This is a genomic window from Mumia sp. zg.B53, from assembly GCF_019550935.1.
In the GTDB taxonomy this organism is placed as follows: Bacteria; Actinomycetota; Actinomycetes; order Propionibacteriales; family Nocardioidaceae; genus Mumia.
Genome location: NZ_JAHWCK010000001.1, coordinates 1,864,776 through 1,888,224, shown reverse-complemented (window position 1 = coordinate 1,888,224; position 23,449 = coordinate 1,864,776). Strand labels below are relative to the sequence as shown.

At 70.9% G+C, this 23,449-nt stretch carries 24 protein-coding genes and 3 tRNA genes; 13 read left to right on the top strand and 14 right to left on the bottom strand.

Going from position 1 to position 23,449, the window contains the following annotated elements:
- Positions 1–47 precede the first annotated feature (47 nt).
- The 5 genes from KV102_RS09155 to KV102_RS09135 form a co-directional block, all read right to left on the bottom strand.
- Complete coding sequence (locus KV102_RS09155) at positions 48–1,340, bottom strand: cyclopropane-fatty-acyl-phospholipid synthase family protein (RefSeq protein ID WP_220343281.1); 1,293 nt, start codon at positions 1,338–1,340, stop codon at positions 48–50.
- Positions 1,337–2,743: an FAD-binding oxidoreductase gene (locus KV102_RS09150; protein ID WP_308290280.1), complete on the bottom strand. Its 1,407-nt coding sequence runs from the start codon at positions 2,741–2,743 to the stop codon at positions 1,337–1,339. The genes KV102_RS09155 and KV102_RS09150 overlap by 4 nt, the downstream gene beginning before the upstream one ends.
- Before the next feature lie 84 nt (positions 2,744–2,827).
- Entirely contained in the window at positions 2,828–3,253 is a 426-nt protein-coding gene (gene aroQ, locus KV102_RS09145) for a type II 3-dehydroquinate dehydratase (protein WP_220345993.1), read from the bottom strand.
- A complete protein-coding gene (locus KV102_RS09140) occupies positions 3,250–3,990 on the bottom strand; it encodes a pirin family protein (RefSeq protein ID WP_220345992.1) in 741 nt (246 codons plus the stop codon). The genes aroQ and KV102_RS09140 overlap by 4 nt, the downstream gene beginning before the upstream one ends.
- A gap of 2 nt (positions 3,991–3,992) precedes the next feature.
- Positions 3,993–4,334 carry a metallopeptidase family protein gene (locus tag KV102_RS09135; RefSeq protein WP_255559746.1) on the bottom strand — a complete coding sequence of 114 codons (342 nt, stop codon included), beginning with the start codon at positions 4,332–4,334 and terminating at the stop codon, positions 3,993–3,995.
- A 108-nt stretch (positions 4,335–4,442) separates the two neighbouring features.
- Here KV102_RS09135 and KV102_RS09130 point away from each other — a divergent pair.
- A tRNA-Glu gene (locus tag KV102_RS09130) sits at positions 4,443–4,518 on the top strand.
- A gap of 109 nt (positions 4,519–4,627) precedes the next feature.
- Positions 4,628–4,704, top strand: a tRNA-Asp gene (locus KV102_RS09125).
- 40 nt (positions 4,705–4,744) lie between these two features.
- On the opposite strand, the gene KV102_RS09120 is transcribed toward KV102_RS09125, so the two are convergent.
- Positions 4,745–5,608 (bottom strand): SDR family NAD(P)-dependent oxidoreductase, encoded by an 864-nt coding sequence (locus KV102_RS09120; protein WP_220345991.1) that lies wholly within the window; start codon positions 5,606–5,608, stop codon positions 4,745–4,747.
- 86 nt (positions 5,609–5,694) lie between these two features.
- Here KV102_RS09120 and KV102_RS09115 point away from each other — a divergent pair, with 86 nt between their 5' ends.
- The 3 genes from KV102_RS09115 (at position 5,695) to KV102_RS09105 (ending at position 7,788) form a co-directional block, all read left to right on the top strand.
- Positions 5,695–6,303 carry a malonic semialdehyde reductase gene (locus KV102_RS09115; RefSeq protein ID WP_220345990.1) on the top strand — a complete coding sequence of 203 codons (609 nt, stop codon included), beginning with the start codon at positions 5,695–5,697 and terminating at the stop codon, positions 6,301–6,303.
- Between the two features lie 99 nt (positions 6,304–6,402).
- A tRNA-Phe gene (locus tag KV102_RS09110) sits at positions 6,403–6,476 on the top strand.
- Positions 6,477–6,885: 409 nt separating this feature from the next.
- A complete protein-coding gene (locus tag KV102_RS09105) occupies positions 6,886–7,788 on the top strand; it encodes a universal stress protein (RefSeq protein ID WP_220345989.1) in 903 nt (300 codons plus the stop codon).
- Between the two features lie 27 nt (positions 7,789–7,815).
- Here the strand turns inward: KV102_RS09105 and KV102_RS09100 are convergent, their stop codons facing one another.
- Both KV102_RS09100 and KV102_RS09095 read right to left on the bottom strand, forming a co-directional pair.
- On the bottom strand, positions 7,816–8,268 hold the full coding sequence (locus KV102_RS09100; protein ID WP_220345988.1) for a hypothetical protein: 453 nt from the start codon (positions 8,266–8,268) through the stop codon (positions 7,816–7,818).
- Positions 8,269–8,350: 82 nt separating this feature from the next.
- Positions 8,351–8,566, bottom strand: a complete 216-nt coding sequence (locus tag KV102_RS09095) for a BldC family transcriptional regulator (RefSeq protein WP_220343273.1) — start codon at positions 8,564–8,566, stop codon at positions 8,351–8,353.
- A 157-nt stretch (positions 8,567–8,723) separates the two neighbouring features.
- On the opposite strand from KV102_RS09095, the gene KV102_RS09090 reads away from it, so the two are divergent.
- Positions 8,724–9,803 (top strand): Glu/Leu/Phe/Val dehydrogenase dimerization domain-containing protein, encoded by a 1,080-nt coding sequence (locus KV102_RS09090; RefSeq protein WP_308289449.1) that lies wholly within the window; start codon positions 8,724–8,726, stop codon positions 9,801–9,803.
- A 12-nt stretch (positions 9,804–9,815) separates the two neighbouring features.
- Here the strand turns inward: KV102_RS09090 and KV102_RS09085 are convergent, their stop codons facing one another.
- Complete coding sequence (locus tag KV102_RS09085) at positions 9,816–10,688, bottom strand: siderophore-interacting protein (RefSeq protein WP_220343272.1); 873 nt, start codon at positions 10,686–10,688, stop codon at positions 9,816–9,818.
- Positions 10,672–11,643, bottom strand: a complete 972-nt coding sequence (locus KV102_RS09080) for an ABC transporter substrate-binding protein (RefSeq protein WP_220345987.1) — start codon at positions 11,641–11,643, stop codon at positions 10,672–10,674. The genes KV102_RS09085 and KV102_RS09080 overlap by 17 nt, the downstream gene beginning before the upstream one ends.
- A 74-nt stretch (positions 11,644–11,717) precedes the next feature.
- Here KV102_RS09080 and KV102_RS09075 point away from each other — a divergent pair, with 74 nt between their 5' ends.
- The 5 genes from KV102_RS09075 to KV102_RS09055 all read left to right on the top strand — a co-directional run bounded on the left by KV102_RS09075 (position 11,718) and on the right by KV102_RS09055 (position 18,101).
- Positions 11,718–12,731 (top strand): iron ABC transporter permease, encoded by a 1,014-nt coding sequence (locus KV102_RS09075; protein ID WP_308290279.1) that lies wholly within the window; start codon positions 11,718–11,720, stop codon positions 12,729–12,731.
- 74 nt (positions 12,732–12,805) lie between these two features.
- Positions 12,806–13,864 carry an iron chelate uptake ABC transporter family permease subunit gene (locus KV102_RS09070; protein WP_220345986.1) on the top strand — a complete coding sequence of 353 codons (1,059 nt, stop codon included), beginning with the start codon at positions 12,806–12,808 and terminating at the stop codon, positions 13,862–13,864.
- Entirely contained in the window at positions 13,857–14,642 is a 786-nt protein-coding gene (locus KV102_RS09065; protein ID WP_220345985.1) for an ABC transporter ATP-binding protein, read from the top strand. Before KV102_RS09070 ends, KV102_RS09065 begins: the two co-directional genes overlap by 8 nt.
- On the top strand, positions 14,635–16,332 hold the full coding sequence (locus KV102_RS09060; RefSeq protein ID WP_220345984.1) for an ABC transporter ATP-binding protein: 1,698 nt from the start codon (positions 14,635–14,637) through the stop codon (positions 16,330–16,332). Before KV102_RS09065 ends, KV102_RS09060 begins: the two co-directional genes overlap by 8 nt.
- Positions 16,329–18,101: an ABC transporter ATP-binding protein gene (locus KV102_RS09055; RefSeq protein ID WP_220345983.1), complete on the top strand. Its 1,773-nt coding sequence runs from the start codon at positions 16,329–16,331 to the stop codon at positions 18,099–18,101. Before KV102_RS09060 ends, KV102_RS09055 begins: the two co-directional genes overlap by 4 nt.
- A gap of 49 nt (positions 18,102–18,150) precedes the next feature.
- On the opposite strand, the gene KV102_RS09050 is transcribed toward KV102_RS09055, so the two are convergent.
- The 3 genes from KV102_RS09050 to purF form a co-directional block, all read right to left on the bottom strand.
- Positions 18,151–18,345 carry a DUF3073 domain-containing protein gene (locus KV102_RS09050; RefSeq protein WP_220343266.1) on the bottom strand — a complete coding sequence of 65 codons (195 nt, stop codon included), beginning with the start codon at positions 18,343–18,345 and terminating at the stop codon, positions 18,151–18,153.
- Positions 18,346–18,483: 138 nt separating this feature from the next.
- Complete coding sequence (purM, locus tag KV102_RS09045; protein WP_220345982.1) at positions 18,484–19,533, bottom strand: phosphoribosylformylglycinamidine cyclo-ligase; 1,050 nt, start codon at positions 19,531–19,533, stop codon at positions 18,484–18,486.
- Between the two features lie 16 nt (positions 19,534–19,549).
- Complete coding sequence (gene purF / locus KV102_RS09040) at positions 19,550–21,061, bottom strand: amidophosphoribosyltransferase (RefSeq protein ID WP_220343264.1); 1,512 nt, start codon at positions 21,059–21,061, stop codon at positions 19,550–19,552.
- Positions 21,062–21,122: 61 nt separating this feature from the next.
- On the opposite strand from purF, the gene KV102_RS09035 reads away from it, so the two are divergent.
- On the top strand, positions 21,123–21,581 hold the full coding sequence (locus tag KV102_RS09035; protein ID WP_220345981.1) for an SRPBCC family protein: 459 nt from the start codon (positions 21,123–21,125) through the stop codon (positions 21,579–21,581).
- Positions 21,582–21,587: 6 nt separating this feature from the next.
- Here the strand turns inward: KV102_RS09035 and KV102_RS19095 are convergent, their stop codons facing one another.
- On the bottom strand, positions 21,588–21,716 hold the full coding sequence (locus KV102_RS19095) for a hypothetical protein (RefSeq protein WP_255559662.1): 129 nt from the start codon (positions 21,714–21,716) through the stop codon (positions 21,588–21,590).
- 122 nt (positions 21,717–21,838) lie between these two features.
- Here KV102_RS19095 and KV102_RS09030 point away from each other — a divergent pair, with 122 nt between their 5' ends.
- Positions 21,839–23,410 carry a long-chain-fatty-acid--CoA ligase gene (locus tag KV102_RS09030; RefSeq protein ID WP_220345980.1) on the top strand — a complete coding sequence of 524 codons (1,572 nt, stop codon included), beginning with the start codon at positions 21,839–21,841 and terminating at the stop codon, positions 23,408–23,410.
- Positions 23,411–23,449 lie beyond the last annotated feature (39 nt).

Genomic DNA, 23,449 nt, shown 5'->3' with positions numbered 1-23,449 from the left:
GCGACCATCGGGGGTCGCGATGTCGTTGCGTACGGCGTGGGTGCCGGTCAGCTCCCCCAGGTCGGCCGGAGCGGGAAGTCGATCTGCCCGGTCGGGGAGGTCTTGGTCGCGAGCACGTGGTGCAGCTGGATCGAGTTGCGGTCGAACCCGAGCCGGGATCCGGCCATGTAGAGACCCCACACCTTGGCGGTCGCGACACCGACCTCGGCGACCGCCTCGTCCCAGTTGTCGCGGAGGTTGTGGTTCCACTCGCGCAGGGTCATCGCGTAGTGCAGCCGGAGGTTCTCCTCGTGCTGGACCTCGAGCCCGGCATCTTGCACCTCGGTGATGATGCGGCCGGACCCCGTCAGCTCGCCGTCGGGGAAGACGTAGCGGTCGATGAACTGCCCCGCCGTCGCTCGTGTGCGGTTGTCCGGTCGCGTGATGCAGTGGTTGAGCATCCGCCCGCCGACCTTGAGGTGGTCGCGGATGAAGCCGAAGTAGGAGGCGTAGTTGTGGACGCCGATGTGCTCGGTGAGACCGATCGAGCTGATCGCGTCGAAGCCGCCCTCGGGCACGTCGCGATAGTCGGAGAACCGCACCTCCGCGAGGTCGGAGAGGCCTTCACGGGCGATGGCCTGCTGCGCCCAGATCGCCTGCTGCTCCGACAGGGTCGCGCCGATGACCTTCACGCCGTAGTGCTTCGCCGCATGGCGCACCATGCCGCCCCACCCGCAGCCGATGTCGAGCAGACGCTGGCCCGGCCGGAGGTCGAGCTTGCGGCAGACCAGGTCGTACTTCTCGAACTGAGCCTCCTCGAGCGTCGAGTCGGGCTTGGGGAACACCGCGCACGTGTAGGTCATCGACGGGCCGAGCACCAGCTCGTAGAACCGGTTGGACACGTCGTAGTGGTGGTGGATCGCCGCCGCGTCGCGGCTCTTGGTGTGCCGCAGGCCCTCGACCGCTCGGCGCCACCGGGGCAGGTGCTCCTGGGGCGGCGCCGGCGGCGGGACCAGGTGCGAGAGGCCGAGCGCCTTGACGACGCGGAACGTCTCCGCGGCCGACGGTGCCCGCAGGCGCGTCTTGTTCTGCAGGTGGACCAGGGCGTCGTACGGGTCACCCGGGTGCACACCGTCGAGCTCGAGGTCACCGCTGACGTAGGCGCGCGCGAAGCCGAGGTCGCCGGGCGCGCTCATGATGTAGGACAGGCCCCGCTCGTTGACGATGCGGACGGTGATCGGCGCGTCTGCCGGGCCCGCGTTGCTGTCGTCGTAGCCTTCGAACCGGAACGAGAGCTCGCCGGGCACGAGGCGCTCCACGGCCTCGCCCAGTGTGATCGAGGACTTGGCAAGAGTGGTCATCGACGTTTCACCGCTTTCTCGTACAGGCCGGTCAACCGGTCCTTGGGGTCGTACACCGCCTTCACCTCGGTGAGATGGGGCACGTTGTAGAGGTCTGCGAAGGTCTCGGCGTCGTAGAACGCCTCCGAGTAGAGCGACTTGTGACCGCCGAGCGCGTGGACCTTCTCCTCGACGCGACGGTTGACCATGCCCGCCGGCGCGTCCGCGGGCACGGCGACGGTGCCCCAGAACCCGACGTTGACGTAGGTCGTGCCGGGCTCGAGCGGATAGAGCGGCCAGCGGGTCGCGCTGCCCGGGCCGTCTGGCTCACGGAGCCGCAGCGGGCACAACCAGACCGGGCGCATCCCCACCTCGGCGTCGAACCACGCGAGGAACTCCGCCAGCCGGTCCACGGGGACCTCGATGTCCTGGATGACCCGCTCTCGCTTCTCGACGCCGTTGCGCTTGAGACGGTCGAGCCGGTGCGCGAGGCCGTAGCGCGTGTCGAGACCGACCATCTTCTGGTAGACGTCGCTGCGCCGGCGATTGCGGGGCCACAGGCGCCGCAGCGTCGGGTTCTGGGCACCGAACGCGCCGCTGCACCAGAACCAGTCGGTGTCCCACCGCCACAGGTAGTCGTGGGCCGTGAGCGCGTCGCTGCTGCGCTCACGCACCGAGCGGTAGTAGATCTGCTGCCCGGTGTAGTCGCTGACCGCCTGCGGCTCGTCGGTCATCTCGGCCAGCGTCAGATAGATCTCGCCAGGGCTGAACGCGGTGCCGTCTATCGCGTCGACACGCACGCCGTCGTGGCTGCGCTCGCCGACGATGCGGCTGATCGCGGCCGCGGCCGACGTCGGGTCGTCGAAGCGGAGGTGCCGGAGCCGGACCCAGCCCGGGACCTTCTCCAGCGGGATGCGGATGCGGGTGGCGTAGCCGAGCGTGCCGTAGGAGTTGGGGAAGGCGAGGAACAGGTCGCTGTGCTCCTCGCGGCTGCACGTGACGACCTCCCCCGCCCCGGTGAAGACGTCCATCTCCAGCACGGACTCGTGCGGGAGTCCGTGGCGGAACGACGTCGCCTCGATCCCGAGTCCGGTGACGGCACCGCCGAGGGTGATCGTGCGCAGCTGCGGCACGACGTACGGCATGAAGCCGCGCGCGAGCGTCACCGCGACGAGGTCCTCGTAGGTGCACATGCCCTGTACGTCGGCGGTTGCGACTCCCGTGGCGGCGTCGATGTCGACGCTGATCACCCCGCCGAGCCCGCTGACGTCGAGCCCGGGTGCGTCGGAGGCGTCACGAGGTCGGAAGAGGTTGGTCGTGCGCTTGGCCAGCCGGACGGGCGAACCGTCGGGGATGGAGCCGTAGGAGGCCCTGAGCCTGCGCACCGCGTCGTCGTGGGCATGTTGTCCGACCAGATCGCTCACGGTGATCACCCTAGGCACGACCACGGACGGTCGCCACGTAAATGTCGGTAACGTCCGACCGGTGACACCGGCGGCGCAGTGCGCCTACGCGAGGAACCGCAGCGCGGCGACGTACCCCTCGAACCCGAGCCCGACGATGACACCCTTCGCGACCGCGGAGAGGTACGAGTGGTGCCGGAACTCCTCGCGGGCGTGCACGTTCGTGATGTGCACCTCGACCATCGGGGCGGTGAGCATCGCCGCCGCGTCGCGGATCGCGACCGACGTGTGCGTCCAGGCGCCGGCGTTGATCACGACGGGGTGGCCGGCGTCGGCAGCGTCGTGCAACCACCCGATCATCTCGGCCTCGCTGGCGGTCTGGCGTACGTCGACGGTGAGGTCGAGCTCGGCCCCCGCCGCGTGGCACAGCGCGACGAGGTCGTCGTACGTGCGGTCGCCGTAGACGGCGGGCTCCCGCGTCCCGAGCCGGTCGAGGTTGGGGCCGTTGAGTACGAGGACGGTGGCCATCACGCTGCTCCTGGGTCGGTGCTGGGACGGAGGTGCCACGCCAGTATCTCCGACGGCGTGACCCCCTTCACGCGCAGCGGCCCCTCGCCCGTCGCCCGGAGCACGTCACCGTGCTCCAACGTCTCGCCGGCCACCTCGACCCGGCCACGGGTCACGTGCAGGTGGACGAGGCCGTCCTCGGGCAGGTCGACGACGTCACCGGCGTCCAGCAGCGCCGCGTGCAGCATCACGCCGTCACGCACCCAGAGCACGTCGAGGAGATACCCTCGCGCCCCCTGGAGGTCCCACTGCCGGTACGCCGGCGGTCCCGGACGAGGGTCGGCGAGCTCGGCGTCGGACGGGGCGAGCATCATCTGGAGGAAGTGCAGCGGCTCGGTCGTCGAGTGGTTGCGCTCGGTGTGCTCGACCCCGGCACGAGCGCTGATGTGCTGGACCTCGCCCGGTCGCAGCACGCCGCGGGCACCCGTGGAGTCCTCGTGGGCGAGGGCGCCGGCCAGGACCCAGGTCACGATCTCGACGTCGCTGTGGCGGTGGCTGTCGTAGCCGGCCCCGGGCTCGAGCCACTCCTCGTTCACCGCACGCAGCGGTCCGAACGCGACGTTGTCGGCGTCGTAGTGGTCTCCGTACGAGAAGCTGTGGCGTGTCGTGATGCCGTCGCGACGCGACGTGTAGCGCTCGTCGCAGCGGATCACACGCACGTCCCGTCCCGCCGCGCCACGGCGGCCGCGGCGGCGGAACATCCTCACGCGTACCCCAGCTCGTGCAGCCGGTCGTCGTCGATCCCGAAGTAGTGCGCGATCTCGTGCGCGACCGTGATGCCGACCTCCTCGACGACGTCCTGCTCGGTGTCGCAGATCGCGAGCGTCGGGTTCCGGTAGATCGTGATGCGGTCGGGCAGGACACCGCCGTATGCGCTGGTCCGCTCGGTGACCGGGATGCCGTCGTAGAGGCCGAGCAGGGTCGGGTCGTCGTCGGGCGCGTCGTCCTCGATGAGGAGCACGACGTTCTCGAGGAGCCCGGTGAGGTCCGGTGGCAGCTCGTCGAACGCCCGCTCGACGAGCTCGGCGAAGCGGTCCGGCGACATGTCGATCACGGGTCCAGTCTGCCTGAGGGCCCCAGGTCGACGTCACCGGCTTTGGCGGCCGGAGGACGCTGCCCGTACGATGAACCGTCCGCGCCGTCGTGCGCGTACGCCCTCATCGTCTAGTGGCCTAGGACGTCGCCCTTTCAAGGCGGTAGCACGGGTTCGAATCCCGTTGGGGGCACCATCGCTCGGAGTTCAGGCGGTGCGTGCGGGGAGTCCGACCCCGGTTTTGGAGTCGTCCGAACCGTCCGCTAAAGTGGTGCTCGCACCGCTGAGCGGTGACAACTGAAGATGGCCCTGTAGCGCAGTTGGTTAGCGCGCCGCCCTGTCACGGCGGAGGTCGCGAGTTCGAGTCTCGTCAGGGTCGCCAGCAGGAAGGGTCCGAGCCGTGAGGTTCGGGCCCTTCGTCGTTATTCCGCGAGCGTACGGACCGTGATCGGCATGCGGCGGCTGCGGCGCAGGTTGCCCCGCAGCACAGAACGCAGCCCTCGGCCGAGGATCGTCGGGACCGTCAGGTCGACGTGGTCGTCGCGGTCCCCGACCACCAACGGCACGATCGGCGCCGCCGCCAGCTCCGGCACCTGCCCCCACAGGCCCACGACCCAGGGCAGTGCGGCGACTCGCTGCTCCATGCCCGGGGTGACGGTCACCTCGCTCAGCATCTCCGTCCTCACCAGACCGGGGTCGAACCCGTGCACCCGCACCCCGGTGCCCACGATCTCCGAGCGCACCGTCCGGGTGTACTGACGGTTCCACGCCTTCGACGTGGCGTAGGCGTTCTGCCACGGCACCGGCTTGGTCGAGCCTTTGCCCCACACGTTGACCACGTGGCCGCGGCCCTGTTCGAGCATCGTGGTCACGGCCGTCCGGGTGCCGTGGTGGACCGCACGGATGTTGACGTCGACGATCCGGTCGAAGACGTCGACCGGCGTCAGGTGGGTCGGACCGTAGATCCCTGAGACACCTGCGTTGTTGACCCAGACGTCCAGGCCACCCCACTCCAGCGCTCGGTCGCGGATGCCCTCGACCGCGGCGAGATCGGTGACGTCGGCCTCGACGCCGACGGCCTCGACGCCGCTCTGTGCCAGACGGCTCACGGCTTCGGGGACACCGCTGCCCGGCAGGGACGCCACGACGACGCGAGCACCCGCCCGACCGAGGGCGTCGGCGAACCCGAACCCGAGACCGCGCGAACCGCCGGTCACGACCGCCACCTGACCACTGAGCGGCCGACCTGCGGACCCGCCCACGCTCTCCGTACGACGTCGTGGCATCTGACCTTCCTCACGCTTCAGCCGATGGTGGCACGAACCACACTGGTTTGAGGATGAAACTGAAAATGCCACTCGTTTCACGACACATGACCGTGACCCTCCCCGAGCTCGCGCTGCCCCGAGCCGCGCAGGACCTCCTCTTCCGCGAGGCCCGCACTGCCAACGCCTTCACCGACGAACCCGTCACCGTCGACGAGATCCGCGCCGTGTACGACCTGGTGAAGTTCGGGCCGACGGCGATGAACTGCCAGCCGCTGCGGATCACTCTGGTGACCGACGGCGAGGCCCGCCAGCGCCTGCTGCCGCACATGTCGGAGGGCAACCGAGCCAAGACCGGCGCCGCGCCTCTGGTCGCGATCCTCGCGGCCGACGTCGACTTCCACGAGACCCTTCCCGAAATCTTCCCGCACGCGCCCGGCATGCGCGACGCGCTCGAGCCGGTCGCCGACCAGCGGGAGTCGATGGCCAGGCTGAGCGCCGGCCTCCAGATCGGCTACTTCATCGTGGGCGTGCGCGCCGCCGGCCTCTATGCCGGCCCGATGACAGGCTTCGACGCCGCGGGGGTCGACAAGGAGTTCTTCGACGGCACCGGTCTCAGGTCGCTCGTGATCGTCAACATCGGTCATCCCGCCGAGGACGCCTACCGCGATCGCCTGCCCCGCCTCGACGCGGCCAGCGTGGTCACTGTCGCGTGACCTGACCGGGTGATCCGGACCGCGCCTCGCCTTGTATAGTGGTGCGCGCCCGGGTCACCCCGGGCTGCTTCTTGAGGCGAGAGCCCCGAGGAGACAGACGGCCAGGTAGCTCAGTTGGTACGAGCGTCCGCCTGAAAAGCGGAAGGTCGCCGGTTCGACCCCGGCCCTGGCCACCCACGACCGCAGATCTCGCCCAGCGAGCTGCGGTCTCTGTTTATCCGGGTGCGCGCACCGCTGCCTCGACGAGGATCCGCGCAGTGGCCTTCGCGTCGTCGGCCGTGGCTGGGGAGCCCGTGATGGGTGCCATCACCATCGCGCCGTTCGCGACGAGGGCGAGAAGGACCAGGCTCGTCTCGACCGCCCCGGGATCGACCAGATCCCGAGATCCATCTGCTCGACGCCGGCCACTTCGCGCTCGAGACGCATCTCGAGGAGATCGTGATGTTGACCCGTCCGTTCCTGCAGGAGGCGGCCGCGCGCGAGCGCTGAGCGTTCGTGGCGGTGGCAGGGCAGTCCTTCCGGGCGGACGATGGCGTCATCGGTGACATCCGCGCCGGTGCCGACCTTCGGGAGGACGAGACGATGACCACCACCACAGCGCCTGTCGTCGTAGGCGTCGCTGCGAGCACCATGGACGACGACGTGCTCCGCTTCGCTGTCGACGCCGCCGAGCGACGGGGCGTGCCGATCCTCCTCGTCCACGCGTACAACCCGGACTACCACGCCGCCAGCCCGGTGATCCCGGAGAACGATCGGCGCGAGGTCGCCAACCAGCTTCTCGCCGAGACCTTCGACCGGTTCAGCAAGATCGCCGGCGACCGGGTGGAGATCCTCACCCTGCTCGCCGAGGGCGGGACCGTGGGCGTGCTGCTGAGGGCGTCGTCGGATGCCTCGCTCCTCGTCGTCCGACGACGTGACATATCGGCGCTCGGCCGGGTCTTCACCGGCTCGATCATCAGCGGGGTCGCTGCCCGAGCCGCATGTCCCGTCGCGATGGTGCCGGCGGGCTGGCACGCGGGCGAGGCGCGCGGCCGGATCGTGGTCGGGATCGACGAGACCGCCATCTCCGCGGAGGCCCTCGACCTCGGGTTCGATCTTGCGCACGTGCGCGGCGCGAGGCTCACCGTGCTGCATGCCTGGCGGGCGCCGACGTTCTACGACGACGTGATCTTCGCCCGGACCAGCGAGCAGTCGTGGCGCGAGGCGGCACGGCTCCGACTGGAGGAGACGGTGGCGCCCTGGGTCCAACGCCACGGCGACGTCACGGTCGACGTGGTGGTCGAGTACGAGCGGCCCGCGACGGCACTGGCACGGGCGAGCGCCGAGAGCGACGTGCTCGTCGTCGGACGCCGGACCCGGCCTCTGCCTCGGGGGGTCGCCCTCGGATCGGTGACGGGCGCGCTGATCCGTACCACCGCATGCCCGCTCGTCGTGGCACCGCTCGCGGGAGACGCCGAGCCGACTGCCGCCGAGGAGACGTCCTGATCCCCGGCCCTGTGACGGCCCTCGCGATCAGGAAGGAGTGACGACGCGGGACGCGGCGTACGCCAGCCCGATCGACGCCGCGTCCTCGGCGAGCGCCGCCGGCAGGTCCGGCTTGCCGGTCCGCGCCCAGGCCTGGCGCCAGGCGTTGCCCGCGTACGACCCGGCGAGCGCCGCCGCGGCGCCGGCCACGGTGGACGCGACTACAGGAGCCTTGCCGAGGCGTGCGATCTGGAATCCGGCGAGTCCGCCCGCCGCGACTCGGCCGGCCAACGGAGCGAGCCGGAGCCTGCTCGGTGTCTGCGGCAGCTTGTCGACGACCAGCTCGCTGGCGATGCCCGCCAGGACCAACCCGCGTGACCATGCCGAGTGCTTGCTCGACAGGCGTGTCACGGCAGGGCCGAGCGTCGATCGCCCTCCGCTGGCCAATCCGGCGATACCGCTCGCGAGCAGCAGTGCACGGGAACTGGGTTGCTGAGACACGTCGGTTCTCCTCGCTCCTGCGGCAGCGGGTCCCCCGACCCCTCTGCCGCAACGGTGTGGCGCGGCTCTCCGGCCGCCCCGGCTAGCTGGCTTGGCTCTCGTCGTCGGGACCGAACCCCTCGGCGAGGAGGCGCCGAACCTCCGCCTCGCGGAAGCGGCGGTGTCCGCCTAGGGTACGGATTGAACTGATCTTGCCTGCTTGTGCCCAGCGGGTCACGGTCTTCGGGACCACGCGGAACAGCGCGGCAACTTCGGACGGCGTGAGAAGGCGTTCCGCATCGGGGGAGTGCGAATCCATGGCTGAATGATGCCAAAATGCACCCATCCATGCCGAGGGGTGTCGCCGAATCCGTACCGAGGTGTAACCGAACGGGCAACATCGGGACGTTTCGCACCCGCCCGGGCGTCAACTCCGCGCCCTCCTAGAGTGGAGAGCACAGCACGAGGAGGTTGGCGTGGACGGTCCACAGGTGATGTCCCCCTTCGGCGGTGGCCACGAGCAGGTCGTGTTCTGCCAGGACGAGGCGAGCGGGCTCCGCGCGATCGTGGCGCTGTCCTCGACCGCGCTCGGACCCGGACTCGGTGGCACGCGTTTCTACCCGTATGCCGATGAGCAGGCGGCGCTCGCCGACGTGCTCGCGCTCTCCAAGGCCATGGCGTACAAGGCCTCGTTGGCCGGGCTCGATCTCGGCGGCGGCAAGGCCGTGATCATCGGCGACCCGCACCGTGACAAGTCCGAGGCGCGACTCCGGGCGTACGGCCGGTTCGTCGAGTCGCTCAACGGCCGCTACTACACGGCCTGTGACGTGGGCACCTACCCCGAGGACATGGACGTCATCGCCCGCGAGACGTCGTACGTGACCGGACGGACCACCGAGCACGGCGGAGCGGGCGACTCGTCCGTGCTGACCGCCTTCGGCGTCTTCCAAGGCATGCGCGCGGGTGCCGAGTTCGTGTGGGACACGCCGTCGTTGTCGGGTCGCCGCGTCGGCGTCGCCGGTGTGGGCAAGGTCGGCCGACACCTCGTCGCTCACCTCGTCGAGGACGGCGCAGACGTCGTCGTCACCGACGTCGATCCGGCCGCCATCGAGGCCGTACGGTCGGCGCACCCGTCCGTGCGGGTGGCGGCGGACACCGCAGCGCTGGTCCGCGAGCCGCTCGACGTCTATGCCCCGTGCGCGCTCGGAGGAGCCCTCGACGACGAGACGGTCGCGACGCTCAGTGCGCGGCTCGTCTGCGGCGGCGCCAACAACCAGCTGGCCCACGCCGGGACCGAGGAGCTGCTCGCGCAGCGCGACATCGTGTACGCGCCGGACTACCTCGTCAACGCCGGCGGGCTGATCCAGGTCGCCGACGAGCTCGAGGGCTTCTCGTTCGACCGGGCCAGGGCACGAGCGGCCCGGATCTACGCGACCACGCTCGACGTCCTGCACCGGGCGAAGGCCGAGAGCGTCGCGCCGTCCACAGCGGCCGACCGCATCGCGGAGCAACGCATGCGCGAGATCTCCCGCCTGCGGGGCGTCTGGCTGCCCTGACGCCCCGCAGTCTCAGGCGTCGTCGTCGATTCGCAGGGCGTGCTTCACGCGGTGCGCCAGCCTCCGGCGGGGCGTGACCGCGTTGGAGCGACCGCGCTTCCAGTAGCCCGAGATGTCGGCCGTGGAGCCGTTGACCAACCCGTGCTCCTTCGCCCAGCGGCGTACCGGCTTGAGCAGTCCGGCCTCGCCTCCGGCCCACAACGTCCAGGGCTCGTCGGCGGGAAGGTCCAGCCCGGCGAGGAACGGCTCGAACCCCCGGTCGGCCACCTCCGGGTCGTCCTCGTGCAGCCAGGTGACCTCGACGCCCTCACGGACAACGAGGTCCTGCTCCTCGGCGGCGTCGGGGACGAGGAGCGCCACCCGTGCGCGGACACCGTGCGGAAGCTCCTCCACGATGCGGGCCGCGGCCGGCAGCGCCGTGTGGTCGGCCAGCACGACTCGGTAGGCGAAGGCGGGCGGCGCCACGTAGCCGGCTCGCGGTCCGGCGACCCACAACCGGTCGCCGGGCTGGACGGACTCAGCCCAGTCGGAGGCGAGTCCGCCGGGGTGGACGACGAAGTCCATCCAGACCTCGCCGCGCTCGCGATCGAAGCGGCGAACGGTGTACTCGCGCGTCGGCGGGAAGGGCTTCGGCCAGTGCAGGTGGTCGCCGTCGGCCACGGGTGCACGGGTCATCCCGGTCTCGGGGTCGGGGAACACGAGCTTCACGTGCTCGTCGGGTGCCCGGGCCTCCCACCGCGCGAGATCGCCGCCGAGAACCAGGCGCACCATCCGTGGCGTGAGCTGGTCACGTCGAAGGACCTCGAGCTCCTGGATCCCGATCGGGTGGTCCAGCAGCGTCAGGGTCGGGCCGGCGAGCGTCGGGGTGTCACCGTGCCGCGGCATAGGCCTTAGCCGCCTTCTCGATGTCCTCGGCCTGACGCTGGGCCGCCTCGAACGTGTAGATGGTGCCCGAGGTCAGCGGGTACGCGTGCCCTGCGCGGGCAGCCGGCAACCGGGTGAACGAGGGCATCGCGATCAGCTTCTGGTTCTCCGGGTTCACCGAGCCGTCGAGGTTCGCGTCGTAGAGCAGGACCTTGGACTCGGCAAGACTCGGCAGGTTCTCGGTCGCGAGCTCGGTGACGTAGCGGTCGGGGTTCTCGGTGTAGTCGGCGTTGTAGCCGAACCCGGCGGCCTGGAGACGTTCGTACGTCAGCGACTTGCTGGTCTCGACGAAGAGGACACCCTCGGAGAAGCCGAGCGACGTCGCGTTCGCGTCGGCGAGCGCGTCACCGTACTGCGTCTTCACGTCGGCGAGCGTGGCGTCGAGCTCCTTCTCACGCGCGTCGTAGTCGGACGACTTCCCGACGAGGTCGGCGACGGTGGGGTAGTTGTCCCAGACGTCGGTCGGCTCCGCGATCTCGAGGATCACCGTCGGTGCGATCTCCTCGAGGTCGCCGTAGTCGACGCCGAGTCCCCCGTTGTCCATGCCGATGATCAGGTCGGGATCGGCTTCGATGACCTTCTCGATGTCGATCCCGTCGAAGCTGCCGACGGCCGGGGTGTCCTTGACCTCGGCGAACTGCTCGGCCGGGATCTCCTCGGCCACCAGCTCGCCCTCGAGCTGTCCGACGGGCTTCACGCCGAGCTCGGCGAGCATCGCGCCGGTGCGCCACAGCGCGACGACCCTCTTGGGCTCGACCGGGATCTCGACCTTCTTGCCGGTGAAGGTCGACTCGACCGTCCGGGTCTCGCCCTCGTCCCCGCTGGCTTCCTCGTCGCTGCCACCACAGCCCGAGACGGTCAGGGCGGTAGCCGCCACCATCGCGGCTGCTGTCCTGAGGGAAGACCTGACGCGCATGTTGCTCCTTCTGTCGACCAGCACGGCCCCGCCTCCTGACGAGGTGTTGGTGAGGCTAACCTAAGCATGTGGTCGTGCTCACTCCCGGGTCGGACGTCGGACGGCGTACGGCAGTGATGCTGGCGCTGGTCGCGGCGACCGTCGCGGTGGCGGCCCTCAGCCTCGCGGTCGGCAGTCGCAGCATCGGGATCGGCGAGGTCCTGGGGGCGCTCCTCGGCCGCGTGGACTCCGACAACGCCACCGTCATCACCTCCCAGCGACTGCCCCGTACCCTGCTCGCCCTGGTGGCCGGAGCCGCCCTCGGCGTGGCCGGCGCACTGATGCAGGGCCACACCCGCAACCCGCTCGCCGAGCCAGGGCTCTTCGGGGTGAACGCCGGCGCGACGTTCGGTGTGGCCGTGCTCGTCTTCGCGCTGGGCGTCCAGTCCTCGGTGGCCACGGCCGTCGCGGCGTTGATCGGCGCGGGCGCGGTGTCCACGATCGTCTTCCTGCTGGGGCTCGGCAGCCTCCGCAGGGGCGCGATGGTGATGCTCGCGGTGCTGGGGACGACGATGGCCGCACTACTGAGCGCGCTGACTGCAGCGCTGATCCTGCTCGACAGACAGACGCTCGACGTCCTGCGCTTCTGGGAGGTGGGCGCCGTCTCGAACCGCGACCTCGAGCTCGCCGGTCCACTGCTCGTGGTGGTCTGTGCCGGGTTCGTGCTGGCGACGGCGAACGCCTTCTCGCTCAACGCCCTCACGCTCGGCGAGGACGTCGCGCAGGCGCTCGGCACGCGGGTACGGCGGAGCCGCGTGGTCGGCATCGTGGCGGTGACCCTCCTGGCCGGGGCTGCGACGGCGGTGTGCGGTCCCCTCGCGTTCGTCGGGCTCGTCGCGCCGCACGCCGCGCGGTTCCTCAGCGGCCACGACTACCGCTGGCTCGTCCCGTACGCGGGGCTGGTCGGGGCCGTCGTGCTGACCGCCGCCGACACCGTGGGTCGCGTCGCGGCGCCGCCCGGTGAGCTGCAGGCGGGTGTCGTCGTGGTCCTCGTGGGGGCGCCGTTGTTGATCGCGATCACGCGGCGTCGAAGGTTGGTCGCGCTGTGAGCGCGCGTCGGGACAGCGCTGTGCACGCGGCGTCGAAGGTTGGTCGCGCTGTGAGCGCGCGTCAGGACAGCGCTGTGAGCGCGCGTCGGGGTGTGGGTGTCCGGATCGGGCCGTTCGGCGTCCTGGTCCGCCGACGTGCCGTCGTCTGGACCACGATCGTCACCATCACCCTTCTCGCGGTCACCGTCCTGGCGGTCCTCACCGGCACGCTCGACCTGCCTGCGTCCCGGGTCTGGGCGGCGCTGACGGGACGCGGATCGTCGGTCGATCACCTCGTCGTGGTCGACCGGCGGCTGGTCCGCGCCGTCACCGCGATCCTGGTGGGCTTCGTGCTCGGCCTGAGCGGTGCCCTCACGCAGTCGGTCACACGCAACCCGATCGCGACGCCGGACCTGCTCGGGGTCACGGCCGGGGCGAGTGCGGCCGCCGTCCTGCTGATCACACAACCCTGGCTGGTCACGAGCGTCACGGGCACCGCCTCCGCGACGCTGGTCGCGCCGGCCGCGGTCGTCGGCGGCCTGCTCACCACGGCGATCATCGTGGCGCTCGCCTGGAGGGGCGGGTTCGACGGGATGCGGCTGATCCTCGTCGGGCTCGGCGTCAACGCGATCGCGCTGGCGATCGTCTCGTGGGCGTTGATGCGTGCCGATCTGCACAGCGCGGCCGTCGCGTCGCGCTGGCTCACCGGGTCGCTGGCAGGCGTCCGGGTCGAGGACGTCTGGATGCTGCTCACCGTGGTCGCGGTGGCGACGGCCTGCAGCACCGTGCTCTCCCAGGACCTGTCCGCGCTGCGCCTCGGCCGCGACGTCGCTGCGTCGCTCGGCACCCGCACCGCCCGGTCCGAGGCGTACGCGATCGCGTTGGCGGTCGTCGCGGTCTCGGCGGCCACCGCGGTCGCCGGCCCGATCGGGTTCGTCGCGTTCGTCGCCCCCCAGGCGGCGCTGCGCGTGTTCGGGACGGCAGGCCCGACGCCGTTGACGAGCGGGATGGTCGGCGCTCTCGTCGTCCTGGTGGCCGACCAGACGGCCCAGCGCCTCCCCGTCGAGCTTCCCGTCGGCGTCCTCACCGCGGTGATCGGGGCGCCGGCGCTCATGTTCCTGCTCGTCCGCTACGTACGGAGATCCAGTGTCTAACCCCCTGCGCGCCGAGGGCGTGGTCGCCGGGTACGGCAGCCGTGACGTCCTCCACGGGATCACCTTCGACGTGCCCCCGGGGCAGGTGACGACGGTGATCGGGCCGAACGGGTGCGGCAAGTCGACCTTGCTGCGCACCCTCGCCGGCCTGCTTCGCCCGACGCGCGGCCGGGTCCTGCTCGATGGCGCACCGGTCTCGTCGATCCGTCCTCGCCACCTGGCGCGTCGGTTGGCGGTGCTCCCCCAGAGCCCGACCGCCCCCGAAGGCATGACGGTGGCCGACCTGGTCGCGCGAGGACGACAGCCGCACCAGCCGTGGTACAGGCAGTGGTCGGCCGAGGACGACAGCATCGTGGCGGCGGCGATGTCCGCCACGGGCGTCGACGACCTCGGCGACCGTCCGCTCGACGAGCTGTCGGGAGGCCAGCGCCAGCGCGCGTGGATCGCGATGGCGCTGGCTCAGGACACCGACGTGCTCCTGCTGGACGAACCGACCACCCACCTCGACCTCGCGCACGCCGTGGAGGTGCTCGACCTCGTGGTGCGGCTGCGCCGAGACACCGGACGAACGATCGTCGTCGTCCTGCACGACCTCAACCTCGCGGCTCGCTACAGCGACCACCTCGTCGTCGTCGACGATGGGCGCATCGTCGCCCAGGGTCCCCCGTCCGACGTCGTCGACCCGGCGCTGCTCGCCAAGGTCTTCGGCCTGGAGGCGCACGTCTTCTCCGACCCGTACGACGCCCTCCCTACCGTCGTCCCGGTCCGGCGTGGCTAGCCCGGGGGTGCCGCCGACCGGTGCTCGGCTGATCCGACGGATGCTGCGGCGCCACCGTGGCCGCCTCGTCCTCTCCTACACGCTGCTCAGCATCTGGCAGGTCTGCGAGGCCCTGGTCCCCGTCGCGATCGGCCTCATCATCGATCGAGCGATCGCCCCGGGCGACCTGACCGCGTTCGTCGTCGGAGCGATCGCGCTCACCGTGCTGATGGGTGTGCTGAGCCTGTCGTACCGATTCGGTGCGCGACTCGGGTTCGGAGCGGTGCAGCGCGAGCAGCACGCGCTGCGGCTGGAGATCTTCGACCACGTCCTCGATCCCGACGGCGCCCGCACGGGCCTGCTGGCCGGCGAGACGGTGTCCGTCGCGACCGGCGATGCGTTGGCGGTGTCGACCGTCGTACGCCAGCTCGGGTATGCGGTGTCGGCGCTCGTCGCCACCGCTGCGTCGGCGATCTATCTCCTGTGGCTGGACGTGGCGCTCGGGCTCCTGGTCCTCGTCGGCGTGCCGCTGATCGTCGCGGCGTCCCAGCTGCTCAGCCCGGTGATCGCGCGACGCTTCGGTGCCGAGCAGGCCGCCGTCGCCGGCGCGTCCGGGATGGCGACCGACCTGATCCAGGGGATGCGACCGCTGAAGGGCGTCGGCGCCGAACGGGTCGCAGCGGAGCGTTATCGACGGTCCAGCCGGTCCGCGGAGCGGGCCGCGCTGCGGACCGTCCGCGGCTGGGGCGCTCTGTCGGCGGCGACCACCGGACTGAGCGGTCTGCTGCTCGCGGCCGTCGCGCTGCTGGCCGGCAGCCGCGCTCTCTCAGGAGAGCTGTCACTGGGTGAGTTCGTGGCGATCGTCGGCCTGACGCAGTTCCTCGCCGAGCCGGTCTCCCAGCTGGGATGGCTCGGCGCCGACGCGGCACGTTCGTACGCCTCAGCACGACGCATCGCCGACGTCCTCGCGACACCTCGGCTCGTCGGCGAGGGCGGCAACGCTCCCGAGCCGCCGTACGCCCTGGAGCTCAACCACGTCTCCGCCGGCCCGTTGCGCGACCTCGTGCTCAAGGCGGCACCCGGAGATCTTGTGGGAGTCGTGGTGGACGACCCCGGCGCCTCTGACGCGATGGTGTCGGTGCTCACCGGCGAGCGCGTGCCGGACTCGGGGGCGGCCCTGCTCGGCGGAACGCCGGTCTCCAGCCTGGGGACCCGTGAGCGCCGGTCGGTGCTGCTCGTCGCCGCCCACCGCGTCGACCTCTTCGACGGCTCCGTACGGTTCAACGTCGACCCGCACGGGCGCCACGACGACGACGCCCTCACGAGGATCCTCACCGCCTCGGCCGCCGAGGACCTCGTGACCGCCCACCCCGACGGGCTCGAGCGACGGGTCCGGGCCAGCGGCTCACTCTCGGGTGGGCAACGGCAACGCATCGCCTTCGCGCGTGCCCTCGCCCACGACACACCGGTCCTGCTCCTCCAGGACCCGACGAGCGCGGTCGACTCGGTCACCGAGGAGGCCATCGCGCGCGGCCTGCGCGCCACTCGTCACGGCAGTGCACCCCGGACGACGGTGGTCATCACGTCGAGTCCGTCGTTGCTGGCACAGGCCGACCACGTCGTCCTCGTCCTCGACGGGCGCACCGTCGCCACCGGCCCCCACACCCAGCTGCTCGAGCGCGCTGACTACGTCGAGGCGGTGCTGCGATGACCTCACCACGTCGAGGCGGTGCTGCGACTCGGCACCTGCTCCCCGTCGCCGACCGCGCCGACACCGCACGGCTCGCGTGGAGCCTGCTGCGACGACGACGGCTGCCTCTGACCGCGGCCGCAGCAGGCTTCGCACTCGCAGGGCTGCTGGGCCTCGCGGCCCCGTGGGTGCTCGGCGACCTCGTCGACGTGATCCGCAACGGCGGCGAGGTGACGGACGTGGTGCGCGCGGCCGTCGTCGTCGCGGGCGCGGCAGTGCTCGGCGGGGCGGCGTCCGGGCTGGCGATCATCGGTCTCGGGCACGCGGCCGTGCCGGCGTTGGCGCGGCTGCGTGAAGACGTGGTCGCGCGCGCTCTCGAGCTCGACCCGGAGCACGTGGAGGAGGCCGGCGCCGGGGACCTCCTCGCGCGGGTCAACGACGACGTCCGCTCGGTGACCCAGTCCTTGGACGAGGCGCTGCCCATCACGATCGAGTCCGCCGTCGCGATCGGCTTCACCACGGTCGGTCTCGCCGCGCTGGACTGGCGCCTCGGGCTCGCCGGCCTCTGTGCGATGCCGTTCTACGTGATGGGTCTGCGCTGGTACCTCCCGCGCTCCGCGCCGCGCTACGCCGAGGAGCGGGTGGCCCAGAGCGAGCGCGCCGAGGCGCTGCTGTCGGGCCTGCACGGCTCGCGCACGCTCCGGGAGATCGGGTACGAGCGGGCCTGGGCAGGTCACGTCGCCGACCGCTCTCAGCGCGCGATGAGTGTGTCGATCGGCGTCTTCGGGATGCTCACACGGTTCTTCGGGCGGACCAATCGCGCCGAGCTCGTCGGCCTGCTCCTCGTCCTCGGGACCTCGTTCGTGCTGGTCCGGTCCGGTCAGGTCACCGTGGGCGCGGCGACCACGGCAGCGTTGTTCTTCCACCGACTCTTCAATCCGATCGGCGGGCTCCTCCTGACCTTCGACCAGGTGCAGGCCGCGGGGGCGTCGCTCGCCCGCCTGGCCGGGCTGGCGCGGCTCGCCCCGGCCCTGACCGCGGACGTTGCCCCGAGCACGACGCTGCCCGGTCTGCGGCTCGAGGCGATCCGTCACCGATACCCAGACGGTGACGACGTCCTCCACGACGTCGACCTCCGCGTCGAGCCGGGCGAACGCGTCGCCCTCGTCGGAGCGACCGGGGCGGGCAAGAGCACCCTCGCACTCATCGCCGCAGGACATCTGGCCCCGACCTCGGGCTCACGTGCGCTCGGCGGCACGGCGTACGAGGAGCTGGGATCCGACGGCGTCCGCGCTCGCGCCGCGCTCGTGACCCAGCAGGTGCACGTGTTCGCCGGCACCTTGCGGGACAACCTCAGCCTCGCCGCACCGGATGCCGACGACGACCGCCTCCGCGACGCGCTGACGCGCACCGGCGACTCGGGCTGGGTCGACGCACTCGAGGACGGGCTCGACACGGCCGTGGGCGGCGACGGCCACGCCCTCACCCCGTCACAGGCTCAGCAGGTCGCGCTCGCGCGCGTCGTGCTCGCCGACCGACCCGTGGTCGTCCTCGACGAGGCGACCGCCGAGGCCGGGTCGTCAGGCGCACGACTCCTGGACCGCGCGGCCGACGTTGCCCTCGCGGGACGGACGGCGCTCGTCGTGGCGCACCGCCTCAGCCAGGCCGCGGCCGCCGACCGGATCGTGGTCCTCGACCGCGGGAAGGTGGCCGAGGAGGGAACCCACGCCGAGCTGCTCGCCCGCGCAGGGACCTACGCGACGCTGTGGGCGTCGTGGTCGCGGTCTTGACACAGACGACGCAGCCCACGGAACTGGCCGCGGGCTGCGTCGACGACGATCAGGTCGTGGGGCGAGGCTCGCTGTCTGCGAAGTCGGCGTACTTCTCGAGAAGCTCGGGGTCCGGCTCTTCGGTGGGCCCGTCCGGCTCGCCGTGGAGCTCGCGCTGCAGCTGGTCGAAGTCGGTTTCGAGCGTCTGATACTTCAGGTTGCGTGCAACCTTCGTCTGCTTGGCTTTTGCACGGCCGCGCCCCATAGGGTCCGACCCCCTCGCGAAGTCTCGGAATGTGGTCTCTCGTAGCGCTAAGGCTACCTGTTCAGGACAAGGATGCGCGAACCGACCCGGCGGCTCGGCACCGGCATTCCGGGTGCGACGAGTCGAGGGTGATGTAGATCACACTACGCGGTAGTCACCGACCAGCTCGACCTCTCCGCCGGCTTCGTCCAGCACCTCTCCGCACTGCCATGCCTCGACCCCCTGCTCGGCCAGGACCTCGAGGGCGCGCTCTGCCACGTCCTGCGCGACAAGGGCCACCATCCCGACGCCCATGTTGAGCGCCGACTCGAGGTCGGGGCGCGTGACGTCGCCCAGTCGACCGACCAGGTCGAAGATCGGCGCCGGGCTCCAGGTCCCCCGGTCGACCCGTACGGAGAGATCTTCGGGCACCACCCGGGCCAGGTTGGCCGCGAAGCCGCCGCCGGTGATGTGCGACATCGCGTGCACCTCCACCGACGCCGCCAGCTCCAGGCACGGCTTGGCGTACAGGCGCGTCGGCGTCAGCAGCGTCTCGCCGAGCGTCCCGCCGAGGTCGGGCACCTCGCGCTCGAGGTCCCAGCCGGCGACGTCGAAGAAGACCTTGCGCACCAGCGAGTAGCCGTTGGAGTGCAGTCCCGACGAGGCCATCGCGATCACGGCGTCTCCTGCCGCGACCTTGTGAGCGCCGAGCAGCGACTCGGCCTCGACCACACCGGTCGTCGAGCCCGCGACGTCGTACTCGTCGGGCCCCAGGAGCCCGGGGTGCTCGGCCGTCTCGCCGCCGAGGAGCGCACAGCCCGCCTCCTCGCACGCCTGGGCGATGCCCTTCACGATGGCGGCCACCCGCTCCGGCACCACCTTGCCGGTGGCGATGTAGTCGGTGAGGAACAGCGGCTCCGCGCCGCAGACGACGAGGTCGTCGACGAGCATGCCGACGAGGTCGTACCCGATCGTGTCGTGGACGTCCATGCGCTGAGCGATGACCACCTTGGTGCCGACGCCGTCGGCGGAGGTCGCCAGCAGCGGGCGGTCGTAGCGCTTGAGCTGTGAGGCGTCGAAGAGCCCGGCGAACCCGCCGATGCCTCCGAGCACCTCAGGGCGGCGGGCCTTCTCGACCCACTCCTTCATCAGCTCGACCGCGCGGTCGCCGGCCTCGATCGAGACTCCGGCGCTGGCGTACGACGTCACGTGCGACCCTCCGTCGCTAGGGGTTGACCATGGTGACGGAGACGCGGTCGTCCGCGCGCTCCGGCTCGAGCAGGTTCTTGCCGACCAGGCTGCCCTCGGGCAGCGGCACGGGGTACTCGCCGTCGAAGCACGCGCGGCACAGGTCGTTCTTGGGCACGTTGGTCGCGTCGACCATCGCCTCGAGCGAGATGTAGGAGAGCGAGTCGGCGCCGATCGAGCGTCGGATCTCCTCCACCGAGATGCCGTTCGCGATCAGCTCGGCACGCGTGGCGAAGTCGATGCCGTAGAAGCACGGCCACTTGACCGGCGGGCTCGAGATGCGGACGTGGACCTCGGCGGCACCGGCCTCGCGCAGCATCCGCACCAGCTGACGCTGCGTGTTGCCGCGAACGATCGAGTCGTCGACCACCACGAGCCGCTTGCCCGCGATCACGTCGCGCAGCGGGTTGAGCTTGAGGCGGATGCCGAGCTGGCGCAGGCTCTGGCTCGGCTGGATGAAGGTGCGCCCCACGTAGGAGTTCTTGACGAGCCCGTGCCCGAACGGGATGCCGGAGGCCTCCGCGTAGCCGATCGCCGCCGGCGTGCCGGACTCCGGCACCGGGATGACCAGGTCGGCCTCGACCGGTGACTCCGCAGCGAGGCGACGGCCGATCTCCGCGCGCACCGAGAACACCCGCTGCTCGGAGATCTGGGTGTCGGGTCGGGCGAGGTAGACGAACTCGAAGACGCAGCCCTTGGGCTTGGCCTCGGCGAAGCGGTGCACCCGCAGACCGTCGGCGTCGATCGCGACGAACTCGCCCGGCTCGATCTCCCGGACGAACGACGCGCCGACGATGTCGAGCGCGGCGGTCTCCGACGCGGCCACCCAGCCCCGGTCGAGCCGGCCGAGGACCAGCGGCCGGATCCCCTGGGGATCCCGCGCGGCGTACAAGGCGTCGTTGTCCATGAAGACCATCGAGAACGCGCCCCGCAGCATCGGCAGCACCTCGAGTGCCGCCTGCTCGAGCGAGAGGTCCTCGTACGAGGCGAGCAGCGAGGCCATCACGGCGGTGTCGCTGCTCGCGAACTCACGGACGCGTCCGACGAGCTCGCTGCCGGACTCCGCCGTGCGCTTCTCGAGGAGGTCGGCGAGCTCGGCGGTGTTGGTGAGGTTGCCGTTGTGCGCGAGGGCGACCGAGCCGTGCGCGGTGGGCCGGAACGTCGGCTGGGCGTTCTGCCAGACGCTCGCACCCGTCGTCGAGTAGCGGGTGTGGCCGACGGCGAGGCTGCCCTGCAGCGACTCGAGCGTCGCCTCGTCGAAGACCTGGGACACCAGCCCCATGTCCTTGTAGACGAGGATCTGCGAGCCGTTGCTGACCGCGATGCCCGCCGACTCCTGCCCTCGGTGCTGGAGGGCGTAGAGCCCGAAGTAGGACAGCTTGGCGACTTCTTCACCTGGAGCCCAGACTCCGAAGACACCGCAGGCGTCCTGGGGGCCGACGTCGTGGGGGTCCAGGTCGTGGGTCAGACGACCGTCTCCGCGAGGCACGGCACCAGTGTAGGCGCCAGCCGCCAATGCGCCGCATCCGCGACCCCGGCATTCTCGTGGCATGAACTCAGACCGCGTCCACGCCGTACGCACCATCGATGCCTCAGCCGCACGGATCTTCGCCCTCCTCGCCGACCCGCACTCCCACCCGTCGCTGGCCGGCGCCGAGGACGTGGTGGAGGTCGTCGACGTCACCGACGTCCCGCTGCGCCTCGGGTCGGAGTTCACGATGCGGATGCGACGCGGCGGTGTGCCGTACACGACCACCAGCGTGGTCGTCGCCTACGTGGAGAACCAGACCATCGCCTGGCGGACGACCATGCTCGGGGGCCTGCTCGGCGGGCGGGTCTGGCGCTACGACCTCGAGGTCGTCCCGGCCGGGACGATCGTCACCGAGACGTGGGACGTGTCCGAGGACCGGCAGAGGTGGCTCCTGCGCCGGGGCAGCCTCGCGGAGACGACCCAGCGCCAGATGACGCGGTCCCTCGACCGCCTGGCCGGGCTGCTGGCCCGAGACTGAGGGCCGTCAGCGCTTCTTCGGGCGGTCCCAGTAGACGAAGAACAGCGCGATGATCAGGAGGGGGATGCCGACGGCGATCGCTCCCACGAGCGGCTGGGGGAGCATTCCGGCGGCAGAGATCTGGGCGAGGGACACGTCTTCCAGGGTACGAGGCGCCAACGAAGCCCTGTCAGGCGGGCCTTGCCCTCGCCTGTGACCCGTGTCACAGTCATGCCACTGTCCGCCGACGCGCACTGCGCCGCACCGAGGAGTCAGCCATGACTGCGTCCCCTCCGCCCCCGACCTTCTTGGACGACCGGGTCGCCTACTGGGCCGAGACCACCCCGGACGCCGACTGCATGGCGTACGGGGAGCGCTCGTGGACCTTTGCCGAGTTCGACGAGCGCATCCGCCGTGCCGCCGGCGGCCTGCGCGACCTCGGCCTCGGACGCGGGGACGTGGTGGCCTTCCTCGACAAGAACCACCCGGCGTGCGTCGAGGTCACCCTCGCGGCGGCGTCTCGCGGCATGGCGACCGCGGTCGTCAACTGGCGGCTGGCCGGCGACGAGCTCGACTACACGATCAACGACTCCGGCGCCCGGGTGCTCTTCGTCGGGACAGAGCTGGTGCCGACGATCGAGCTGATCCGAGACAGGCTCCCGATGGTCGAGCAGATCATCCAGGTCACTCCCGACGGCGCGGAGGCGGACGAGTACGAGGGGTGGTTGGCCGCGTCGCAGCCGGCTGGCCCCGCCCCCGACCGCGGTCCGGAGGACACCTCTCTGATCATGTACAGCTCGGGCACGACCGGCCGACCCAAGGGCGTCATGCTCAGCCACCGCGCGATGGTGGCCCACACGATCAACTCCCACGACGGCTGGGAGCTGGACCCGGGCGACATCAGCCTCGTCGCGATGCCGCTCTTCCACGTCGGCGGCACCTCGTACGTGCAGTTCGCACTGCACGACGGCTTCCCGAGCATCATGACCCGTGAGCCCGACCCTGTGTCGCTGGCGACCGCCATCATGAAGGGCGCCAACTCCGCCTTCCTCGTCCCCGCCCTCGCGCAGATGGCGCTGGCGGGCGGGCCCGAGGCGATCGCGCTGTTCGGCAAGCTCAAGTTCTTCACGTACGGCGCCGCGCCGATGCCGCTGCCGCTCCTGCGGCGAGCGATGGAGGCGTGGCCGGACACGAAGTTCATGCAGGTGTACGGCCTCACCGAGGTGTGCGGCGTGATCACGCACCTGCTCCCGGAGGCGCACCTCGATGCCGAGCACCCGGAGCGGCTGCTTTCGGCCGGTGTCCCGATCCCCGAGGTCGAGACGCGGGTGGTCGACCCGTTCACGTTGGAGGACGTGCCAGAGGGTGAGCCGGGTGAGCTGTGGTTCCGGACCCCGCAGCTGATGAAGGGGTTCCACAACCAGCCGGAGGCCACGGCCGAGGTGATCACGGAGGACGGATGGTTCCGGACCGGTGACGTCGGCCGCTTCGTCGACGGCTACGTCTATGTCGAGGACCGGATCAAGGACATGATCGTGAGCGGTGGCGAGAACGTCTACTCCCCGGAGGTCGAGCGAGTGCTGACCGCGCACCCGGCCGTGGCCGAGGTGGCGGTGATCGGCGTCCCGGACGAGCGGTGGGGCGAGACGGTGAAGGCGGTCGTCGCGTTCCGCGAAGGCGAGTCGGTGACGCCAGACGAGCTGATCGCGTTCACCCGCGAACAGCTCGCAGGCTTCAAGTGCCCGACCTCGATCGATATCGTGGACGTGCTGCCGCGCAACCCCTCGGGCAAGATCCTCAAGCGCGACCTGCGCAAGTCGTACTGGCCGGAGGCGGGCCGCCAGATCTGATGGAGCGATGCGGGCCAAACCGTCACCGCCTTCATCGAA